This window comes from Acetomicrobium hydrogeniformans ATCC BAA-1850, assembly GCF_000160455.2.
Lineage (GTDB): Bacteria > Synergistota > Synergistia > Synergistales > Acetomicrobiaceae > Acetomicrobium > Acetomicrobium thermoterrenum.
Window position 1 is genome coordinate 1,018,172 of the sequence record NZ_ACJX03000001.1, and the last position, 7,381, is coordinate 1,025,552.

Consider the following 7,381-nt stretch of genomic DNA (forward strand, 5'->3'; position numbering starts at 1 on the left):
ATATTATACTCCAGATTAAGTCAACGCTCTTAGGTCATTATATCAATATATAAAGCCAATAAGTGTTTTTTTGACCGTGGTTTTATGCCATCATACGAAAGGGGGTAGCGGCAATGAAGGATTCATCGAAAGTTTACGATGTGAAAAGGGCTTCCATGCGTTTTATATTGATGATGGGGCTTGTGAGCCTTTTCGGGGATATGGCCTACGAAGGTGCCAGAAGTTCCACCGGTGCTTTTATGGCAACTCTCGGTGCCAGCGCAGGAGCTGTCGGCTTTGTTGTCGGTTTTGGAGAGCTGCTTGGCTACGCCGTGCGCATTTTTTCCGGTCGCTTGGCCGATCGGTCCAAGGCATATTGGCCGCTGGTCTTTTTGGGGTATGGTCTCATCTTGTGTGTTCCCCTGCTCGCAGTGGCGCCCTCGTGGAAGATAGCTGCCCTATTTATTTTGGGCGAACGGCTCGGAAAGGCCATCAGAAGCCCTGCAAGGGATGCTTTGCTTTCATATGCCACCAAGCAGGTGGGGAGAGGTTGGGGTTTTGGGATTCATGAGGCGATGGACCAAATAGGCGCTATAATTGGTCCGCTTATAATGTCCCTTGCTTTATACCTTGGCTTGGGTTTTAGAGGGGGATTTTCACTTCTCTTTGTGCCTGCAGTGTTTATTTTGCTTGTATTGACTCTCGTGAAAAGGACGACTCCGGCTCCCCAGAGTTTCGAGGTGGAAGAAGAGGCAAAGGGGGAAGAGGAAAAGGATGCCAAATTGCCAAGGGTATTTTGGCGATATATGTTGTTCGTCTGTCTTGCTGGAGTGGGACTCATACCATTTCAGATAATGGCCTATCATATGAAATCGGGAGCATTCGTCTCTGACGTGAGCATACCGATATATTACGCCATGGCCATGGGAATAGATGCCCTGTTTGCCTTGATAGTCGGAAGGTTGTATGACAGCGTTGGTTTGAGGTGCCTTCTTTTCGTTCCCGTTTTTACCCTTCCTATACCGCTTTTTGCCTTTGCCAGAGATCCAATATCCTTGGGCCTTGGTGTCGGATTATGGGGTTTGGTAATGGCTGTTCACGAGACTATAATGCGAGCGGCTATAGCCGATATCGTTCCGCCTGCCCGCAGGGGAACCGCTTATGGCATATTCAACGCCGCATACGGTATTTCTCTTTTTTGCGGAAGTTTTATTATAGGGCGGCTTTACGACAAAGCGTTGGCTTACGTAATCCTCTTCGTTTTGCTGGCTGTGCTCCTTTCCTATTTGGCTTTTGTTATGTTTTTGGGAAAGCACAGGCAGTATCAAAAATGACCGGAAAAAACAAAAGGAGTGGCAGGTTTGGCAAAGATACACCCTATAAATTTGAAAGGGCTTTGGGAGTTGGGTTTTGCTCTTGATGAACATACGATTAGCAGTCAATTCATAGGATACGATGAATCAGGAAGAGAGCGGTTTCAGACGGAACGCAGCGTGATGGAGGATTTGCTCTATCGTTCACTCGGGTAGTAATGGCGAAAGCCGCGATAGATGTCGGAGGTGCGGGATATGCGCCTGATGGGTTCCTGACGAAAGATGAAAAGCCCGTAGGTCTGGAGGAGAATAAAGCCTTCATGTGGTTTGTCACGGCCGGCGCAGTATGCAACGAGGCACGGCTCTTTGAGGATGACGGATCCTGGAACATCGATGGCAACCCGACGGAGGGGGCCCTCCTGACCCTGGCGAAAAAGGCGGGCCTGGAGCCTGAAGAGGCCATGAAAAGATGGAAGCGGGTCGATGCTATCCCATTCGAGTCGGATCACAAGTTCATGGCCACCCTCAACGAGTCTGGCGGGAACCGGAAGGTCTTTCTCAAGGGCGCTCCCGAAGCCGTCCTCCCCAGGTGCGACAGCCAGATGCAAGAGAGTGGGCAAATGGAAGAGATTGACGAGGGCCTTTGGGAGAGACTGAGCGGAGATCTGGCCGATGAAGGTTTTCGTCTTCTGGCGGTAGCAATCGCCGACGACGCTTCAGGCAAGGATGATATTGACTTTGACGATGTTGAGAAGGGTTTCACTCTCATCGGTTTTGCCGCCATCATGGACCCGCCAAGACCCGAGGCGATAGAGGCCGTCGAAGAATGTCGCCGGGCGGGAATCCAGGTCAAGATGATCACCGGCGATCGAGCCCGGACGGCAGCTATCGCGAAAAGCATGGGGATCAGTGACAGTGAACATGTCATGACAGGACCGGAGATCGAAAAGACCACCGATGAAGAACTGGCGGATCTCGTCAAGGACATCGATGTTTTTGCCCGGGTGTCTCCGGAACACAAGCTCAGGCTTGTTACCGCCCTTCAAAAACTTGGGTACATCACCGCCATGACTAGAGACGGCGTCAACGACGCGCCGGCACTGAAAAAGGCCGACATCGGGATCGCCATGGGGAAAAGGGTACCGAGGCGGCCAAGGAAGCGGCAGAGATGGTCCTCGCCGACGACAACTTCGCCTCCATCGTCCATGCCGTCGAGGAGGGACGGACCGTCTATGACAACCTGAAAAAGACGATTCTCTTCATGCTGCCTACCAACGGCGGCGAGGCCCTGGTCATTGTAACGACCATCGCCCTTGGCTTTGTCATCCCCCTCACGCCGGTACAGGTCCTGTGGGTCAACATGGTGACAGCCGTAACTCTTGCACTGGCCCTTGCTTTCGAGCCCATGGAGCGAGACGTCATGTAAAGACCGCCGAGGCCGCCCAAGGAGCCCCTGGTACAGCTTTCGATGCTTTTCAGGATTTCCTATGTTTAAGTGCTTCTCATGGCGGGGGCTTTCGGCATGTTCGCGTGGTACAAGGCCGGTGGCGCGGGAAACGAGTTCGCTCGTACAGTGGCAGTGAACACCCTGATTATCGGGGAAAGTGTTGGTGTTGCAGATGCCCTTTACATATCTTCCCCTGATGCAGTCTGTTTTCGGAACGGTTTCGATTGGTGTGGTGGAGTGACTCCGGATTTTAGGCGTGGGAGTGGCCATTTTCCTTGTGGTAGAGGCGGAAAAAGCCTTTCTCGGCAAAATAACATGATTTTTCGGACCGTCAGGTTTATTGCTTTCTGGTAGAATTGTCCGATACGTGAAATCCGGGAAAGGATATTGTCATGGATCGGTCTAAAATGCTAAAACCCACGATTCTCTCGCTCTCGCTTCTGACAATTGTTTCCACCGGAGCAGTGGCTCCCGCACTCGGAGAGATCGGAAAATTTTTCGCGTCGTCGGACCACATGCTGGTCCAACTGGTGGCAGTCATGCATGCCGTCGCGCTTGTCCCGTCGTTGCTTCTGGCGGGTCGGGCCGCCGAGCGGTTTTCGGCAAAAAGGTTATTCTGGACGGGCTGGCGCTTTTTTCTGTCAGCGGCATCGCGAACAATATCTGGCTTTTGTTATTCTCCCGGCTTTTGATGGGCGTCGGCCTCGGCATGGTCATCCCTTTCTCGACGTCGCTGATTTCCGACCTCTATGAGAGAGAGGAGCGGACCAGGATGATGGGGCTTTCAAACTCATTCAACATGCTGGGCGGCATGTTCGCCCTGGTGCTTTCAGGGCAGCTGGCTTTCTTTTCCTGGCGTCTGCCTTTTTTGCTCTATGCGTCGGGGGTTCCGGTCATGATGATGGTCGCCTTCTTTCTGCCCGGTGAGGTTGCAGGTGAGAAAGATCCCCAGCCTACGGGTGGAAGTCTCCCCCCGAAACGTATATTTCGTCGCTTTGGAGATGTTCCTTTTTTGTGTGCTCTTTTTTATTCTGACGCCGATTTTAGCCCTGCACATGAAAAACAACGCCCTTGGTGATGTCAGGATAGCCGGTATAGCTCTCTCCTGTTCCACAATCGGGGGTTTTGCATCAGGCTTTGCCCTGCCGGTGACGAAGAGGGTGTTCAAAAAATATCTCGTTCCCGTCATGCTGACGGCCATGAGTGCGGGTTTTCTCGTCTTGTCCTGGTTTCCCATATCCGTGGCTGTTTTTGCGGCGTTGCTTCTCATAGGTTTTGCGAACCGGTCCGTTTACCCGCTGTTTTTTCTCAAAGCCACGGAGCGCACCACGCCGGGAGAATCTGTGAAAGCTACAGCCTTTCTGAGCGCCATGATCTACCTTGGACAGTTCTCGGCCCCACCCTTCCAGCGGTTTGTCGGCGTCCTTTCCGGGCGGCCCGAGACAGGGTTCCTCTATCTTTTCGTCGCACTTGTGACCCTGACGGTGGCTTTGGCCCTGTTCGCCTGATCTTTCTTTCAGTTGAAAGAAGAGACAGTAACAGAGAGAAGATAGCCGGAACAAGAGAGGAATTTTTCAGTGAGCACTATATTGATCATCCAGGTTCAAAAAAATGACGAAAGGGAAATTACCGAGGCCGTCAAAAGGGCCGTGGATCAGATCGAGGGGCTGGAAGACATTGTATCCCCCGGGGATCTTGTGCTGGTCAAACCGAATCTGGTGAGGATCCCGCCTTCCGATAACGGTACGGCCACGCGCTGGAAAGTGTCGAAAGCCGTGGCGGACCTTGTAATTGAGTTTGGCGCCAGGGCGGTGAAAAGCCCGTGGAGATGGAAAGAAAACGGTAATTCGTCCGTTTAGCGAAGAAGGCGATGGCACTTCCAACGCCTGTGGCCAACCCGCCAGGGTCGTAATCCCAAGGGCGAAAAGAACTTCCGACACAGGGGGCGCCCCTTCCCTTGGAAAGATTCGAGTTTCCCTGTTTTTCGGCCATTGTTGCAGTTTGCCCAAAACCAGTAACGTTTATTACCTAAAACTACGGGAGCGTCTGTCCTGAAATGAAACAGGCGGCCAATTGGCCGCCTGTAAAAATTTTCCAGCTGCGTCCTCAGGGTTTGTCGAGGTTTTCGAAGTCCGTGTCGTCCTTGAGGAAGTTGGACTTTTCCTCCTCGGTGGTCCGGCGGTAGCAAAGGTCGCAATGTGGGTCCCCGTCGGGCATGCAGGTTTTGTGCACCAGCACCCAGTCAGGGTTGAAGGCCATTGATTTTGCGGAGTCGATGTAGCAGTAGATGCGGCCCAGTTCTTCTTCTCCCAACTCGCGCCAGAGTTTCCCCATTTCGCAACCTTTCAGCCGCCTGATCAGTCCTTCTCCGGTCTCGATTTTTTCCAGTTCTTCATAAAGGCCGAACTCGGGCAGGTCTTCCACGTAATTCTCCGGGGTATTCTCCAGGCCCTGGGCTTCAACCCTTTTACGGGCTGAAGCCCCGACCTGCTTCCCGTATGTCTTGATGGCCCGCATGGCGAGACGCTTGCCCTCTTCGGGGCCAAGTTCTTCCACCAGAGTTCGTGCGTAGGCGATATGGAGCATGGCAATTCTTCGGCACGCCTTTGCGACCTGTTCCTTTGCCTTTTCCAGGGAAACAGTTTCCTGCTTTTCCGGTTCCAAAGCGGTCACTCTCCTTTGGCTGTTGAACAAGTTATGTTATACTTATATACGCTCCAGCCAAGATTTACAATTCAGAATTTTCGCCTTACAGAAGGGGCACCTTGCGCCGCTCAGGGGAAGGGGGCACGCGATGTTTTTACTGAGCTTTCGTGAGGGAGCGCTGTTCTGTATTCAAATAAAGGAGGTCGTTTCAGTGAAGAGACAAATTACAATGCTTTTTTCAGCGCTTTTGGTCGTCATGCTTTGCTCTGGGATTGTTTCGGCGACTCCGAAAAAAGTCGTTTTCTCAGATCTTTCCTGGGACAGCATCCAGTTTCACAACAGGGTAATGGCCTTTTTGATGGAAAAAGGCTGGGATTACGAAACGGATTTTCTTTTCTCTGAAGAAATGCCGGGCTACGTGGCCCTTGAAAGGGGAGACGTCCACGTCGTTCTCGAGGTCTGGACTGAAGGGCAACTGGAGTGGTGGCAAGGAGCGACGAAAGCCGGCAAGGTTATAGATCTCGGGACGGTCTTTCCCAACGCCCGTTCAGGATGGTATGTCCCCTACTATGTTGCAGAAGGGGATCCGGAAAAAGGAATCCCGTCAGTCAGGAGCATAGAGGATATCAGAGAGCACTGGATGATATTCAAGAATCCCGAGAACCCTGAAATGGGACGTTTTATCAACGCCCCGACAGGTTGGGCGGCTCACACGATCAACAAGGACAAGATCAAGGGATATGGTCTCGAGGACAAATTGGAGCCCTTTGATACGGGCTCGGCCACGGCATTGCGCACGGTAATTGTCACAGCCTATCAACGTCACGAGCCCATAGTCGCCTATTACTGGGAGCCTACGCCGCTTCTTGGAGAGCTTGACATGGTTATGATCGAGGAACCTCCCTATGATCCGGAAATCTGGGAGACCACCCATGCCTGTGCCTCTCCCGCCTTTACCGTTGCAAAAGCCGTCAATCCGGCCTGGATACAGGCAAACGAAGAAGTCCGGGGCCTTCTTGAGCGTTATCATATGACCCTGGAAAAGACTAACGAGGCTTTGGCGTGGATGAAAAATAATGGTTACGATGTCGATAAAACAGCGATCTGGTTTTTGAAGGAAAATACCGACTTGTGGCATCAATGGGTCGAGGATGAAGAAAAGATCAAGCGGATTGAAAAAGCCCTGAAGACAGTGTCATAGATCGAATGATTGCCGGAGCTTTGATATTTCGGGGGCCGCCTGGTGCGGCCCCTTTTTTGGTTGTGTGCCCTGCAGGGCACACCGACTTGGAGGTGAAAGTCACCAAGCAGTGCGACATGCTGGCTCTTATCATCGAGTGCGTCCTGGAACTGCGTAACAACCCGGCCATACCTGAGATGCGGACCACCGCCAACGACTACCTTGAGCGCCTCAGAAACTCCGAGTGGTTTTCCCTCCGCCAGCTCGCCCAAGAAATCGGCATGGAGTACCCGGAGGTGCTTCGGGGGTAGGTGGAGCAGGTTTTCCGGGCATTCTTGCTTGATAAGGCGCCAGTCACCGGCGAAAGAGGTCCCAAGTTTGTCCCAAGCCTGTCCCAAGCGACATCTGTATTTCCCTGCTTGAAATCGCGAGTAATCCTATATTCATTGAGATGTTGATGAAGGCCGCGGGACAGACAAACAGGCCCCGGTTCCGTAAGAGCATCTTGCGCCCACACCTGGAGGTCGGGATGATCGAAATGACAATCCCAGATAAACCTCGAAGCAGCAAACAGAAATACCGACTTACAAAAACAGGCCGCGAGTTACTGGAGAAACATCCCGAAGGAGAAAAAAGAAATGAATAAAAACTCGCAACGACAATACCAACAAGGGATATTCGATCCCGAAGAGGCAAGATCAAGCCCCTAAACTGCTGCAAAAAGTTCGTTTGAAACAGCTGGCAGCCGGCGGTCAAGAACCTCATCAAGGATGCGCTGGAAGCAAATACGGGAGAGGAACGGAAAGAAAGGCTTCA

13 protein-coding genes and 1 pseudogene are annotated in these 7,381 nt (G+C 52.3%); 13 read left to right on the plus strand and 1 reads right to left on the minus strand.

Annotated elements, in window-relative coordinates; all coding sequences use genetic code 11:
• Nucleotides 1-113: 113 nt before the first annotated feature.
• The 10 genes and pseudogenes from HMPREF1705_RS04895 (at nucleotide 114) to HMPREF1705_RS10930 (ending at nucleotide 4,598) form a co-directional block, all read left to right on the plus strand.
• Nucleotides 114-1,313: an MFS transporter gene (locus HMPREF1705_RS04895; protein WP_009201995.1), complete on the plus strand. Its 1,200-nt coding sequence runs from the start codon at nucleotides 114-116 to the stop codon at nucleotides 1,311-1,313.
• 27 nt (nucleotides 1,314-1,340) lie between these two features.
• Nucleotides 1,341-1,508, plus strand: a complete 168-nt coding sequence (locus HMPREF1705_RS10920) for a hypothetical protein (RefSeq protein WP_159428510.1) — start codon at nucleotides 1,341-1,343, stop codon at nucleotides 1,506-1,508.
• A 104-nt stretch (nucleotides 1,509-1,612) separates the two neighbouring features.
• Nucleotides 1,613-1,879, plus strand: a pseudogene (locus HMPREF1705_RS11260) (hypothetical protein); the annotation flags it as partial.
• 15 nt (nucleotides 1,880-1,894) lie between these two features.
• Nucleotides 1,895-2,536: an HAD-IC family P-type ATPase gene (locus HMPREF1705_RS11060; protein ID WP_242603531.1), complete on the plus strand. Its 642-nt coding sequence runs from the start codon at nucleotides 1,895-1,897 to the stop codon at nucleotides 2,534-2,536.
• A gap of 17 nt (nucleotides 2,537-2,553) precedes the next feature.
• Nucleotides 2,554-2,718, plus strand: coding sequence for a cation transporting ATPase C-terminal domain-containing protein (locus HMPREF1705_RS10925; protein WP_009201992.1), 165 nt, complete (start codon nucleotides 2,554-2,556; stop codon nucleotides 2,716-2,718).
• Between the two features lie 96 nt (nucleotides 2,719-2,814).
• Nucleotides 2,815-3,093 carry a hypothetical protein gene (locus HMPREF1705_RS04905; RefSeq protein WP_050767886.1) on the plus strand — a complete coding sequence of 93 codons (279 nt, stop codon included), beginning with the start codon at nucleotides 2,815-2,817 and terminating at the stop codon, nucleotides 3,091-3,093.
• A 38-nt stretch (nucleotides 3,094-3,131) separates the two neighbouring features.
• Nucleotides 3,132-3,431, plus strand: coding sequence for a hypothetical protein (locus tag HMPREF1705_RS11065; RefSeq protein ID WP_009201990.1), 300 nt, complete (start codon nucleotides 3,132-3,134; stop codon nucleotides 3,429-3,431).
• Nucleotides 3,401-3,817: an MFS transporter gene (locus tag HMPREF1705_RS04915; protein WP_242603598.1), complete on the plus strand. Its 417-nt coding sequence runs from the start codon at nucleotides 3,401-3,403 to the stop codon at nucleotides 3,815-3,817. Before HMPREF1705_RS11065 ends, HMPREF1705_RS04915 begins: the two co-directional genes overlap by 31 nt.
• The gene (locus HMPREF1705_RS04920) at nucleotides 3,756-4,247 is read left to right on the plus strand and encodes an MFS transporter (RefSeq protein ID WP_131725250.1); all 492 of its coding nucleotides are present in this window, start codon (nucleotides 3,756-3,758) and stop codon (nucleotides 4,245-4,247) included. The genes HMPREF1705_RS04915 and HMPREF1705_RS04920 overlap by 62 nt, the downstream gene beginning before the upstream one ends.
• 69 nt (nucleotides 4,248-4,316) lie before the next feature.
• A complete protein-coding gene (locus HMPREF1705_RS10930; protein ID WP_009201987.1) occupies nucleotides 4,317-4,598 on the plus strand; it encodes an iron-sulfur cluster-binding protein in 282 nt (93 codons plus the stop codon).
• 247 nt (nucleotides 4,599-4,845) lie between these two features.
• On the opposite strand, the gene HMPREF1705_RS04930 is transcribed toward HMPREF1705_RS10930, so the two are convergent.
• Nucleotides 4,846-5,403 carry an L-2-amino-thiazoline-4-carboxylic acid hydrolase gene (locus HMPREF1705_RS04930; protein WP_040348720.1) on the minus strand — a complete coding sequence of 186 codons (558 nt, stop codon included), beginning with the start codon at nucleotides 5,401-5,403 and terminating at the stop codon, nucleotides 4,846-4,848.
• A gap of 193 nt (nucleotides 5,404-5,596) precedes the next feature.
• Here HMPREF1705_RS04930 and HMPREF1705_RS04935 point away from each other — a divergent pair, with 193 nt between their 5' ends.
• The 3 genes from HMPREF1705_RS04935 (at nucleotide 5,597) to HMPREF1705_RS11265 (ending at nucleotide 7,211) form a co-directional block, all read left to right on the plus strand.
• Nucleotides 5,597-6,586, plus strand: a complete 990-nt coding sequence (locus tag HMPREF1705_RS04935) for an ABC transporter substrate-binding protein (RefSeq protein ID WP_159428511.1) — start codon at nucleotides 5,597-5,599, stop codon at nucleotides 6,584-6,586.
• 86 nt (nucleotides 6,587-6,672) lie between these two features.
• Complete coding sequence (locus HMPREF1705_RS04940; RefSeq protein ID WP_091461415.1) at nucleotides 6,673-6,876, plus strand: hypothetical protein; 204 nt, start codon at nucleotides 6,673-6,675, stop codon at nucleotides 6,874-6,876.
• Between the two features lie 113 nt (nucleotides 6,877-6,989).
• Nucleotides 6,990-7,211: a Fic family protein gene (locus HMPREF1705_RS11265; RefSeq protein WP_370739601.1), complete on the plus strand. Its 222-nt coding sequence runs from the start codon at nucleotides 6,990-6,992 to the stop codon at nucleotides 7,209-7,211.
• Nucleotides 7,212-7,381 lie beyond the last annotated feature (170 nt).